We start from the raw sequence: 1,340 nt of genomic DNA on the forward strand, positions 1-1,340 counted from the left end.
GCTGTGATGGGTGGTTGGTCGTTGTTTGAGAACTGCACAGTGGACGCGAGCATCTGTGGCCAAGTTTTTAAGGGCGCACGGTGGATGCCTTGGCACCAGGAACCGATGAAGGACGTGGGAGGCCACGATAGTCCCCGGGGAGTCGTCAACCAGGCTTTGATCCGGGGGTTTCCGAATGGGGAAACCCGGCAGTCGTCATGGGCTGTCACCCGCTGCTGAACACATAGGCAGTGTGGAGGGAACGCGGGGAAGTGAAACATCTCAGTACCCGCAGGAAGAGAAAACAACCGTGATTCCGGGAGTAGTGGCGAGCGAAACTGGATGAGGCCAAACCTACGACGTGTGAGACCCGGCAGGGGTTGCGTCGTGGGGGTTGTGGGATCTCTCTTCTGTTGTCTGCCGGCAACAGGACGAGTCAGAAACCGTTGATGTAGGCGAAGGACATGCGAAAGGTCCGGCGTAGAGGGTAAGACCCCCGTAGTCGAAACGTCAGCGGCTCGTTTGAGAGACACCCAAGTAGCACGGGGCCCGAGAAATCCCGTGTGAATCTGGCGGGACCACCCGTTAAGCCTAAATATTCCCTGGTGACCGATAGCGGATAGTACCGTGAGGGAATGGTGAAAAGTACCGCGGGAGCGGAGTGAAATAGTACCTGAAACCGTGTGCCTACAAGCCGTGGGAGCGTCGGACGGAGAGCTTGCTCTTCGTCTCGTGACTGCGTGCCTTTTGAAGAATGAGCCTGCGAGTTTGCGGTGTGTTGCGAGGTTAACCCGTGTGGGGAAGCCGTAGCGAAAGCGAGTCCGAATAGGGCGATTCAGTAGCGCGCTCAAGACCCGAAGCGGAGTGATCTAGCCATGGGCAGGTTGAAGCGGAGGTAAGACTTCGTGGAGGACCGAACCCACCAGGGTTGAAAACCTGGGGGATGACCTGTGGTTAGGGGTGAAAGGCCAATCAAACTCCGTGATAGCTGGTTCTCCCCGAAATGCATTTAGGTGCAGCGTCGTGTGTTTCTTGCCGGAGGTAGAGCACTGGATAGGCGATGGGCCCTACCGGGTTACTGACCTTAGCCAAACTCCGAATGCCGGTAAGTGAGAGCGCGGCAGTGAGACTGTGGGGGATAAGCTCCATGGTCGAGAGGGAAACAGCCCAGAGCATCGACTAAGGCCCCTAAGCGTACGCTAAGTGGGAAAGGATGTGGAGTCGCAGAGACAACCAGGAGGTTGGCTTAGAAGCAGCCACCCTTGAAAGAGTGCGTAATAGCTCACTGGTCTAGTGATTCCGCGCCGACAATGTAGCGGGGCTCAAGCGTACCGCCGAAGTCGTGTCATTCCAGCAATAAG

Annotated in this window: 1 rRNA gene (running past one end of the window); it reads left to right on the plus strand. The window is 56.9% G+C overall.

From position 1 onward, the window contains the following. Positions 1-57: 57 nt before the first annotated feature. Positions 58-1,340 (plus strand): 23S ribosomal RNA (locus AB0B50_RS44560) (it continues 1,600 nt past the right edge of the window).

Source organism: Streptomyces sp. NPDC041068 (assembly GCF_040647455.1).
Classification (GTDB): Bacteria; Actinomycetota; Actinomycetes; order Streptomycetales; family Streptomycetaceae; genus Streptomyces.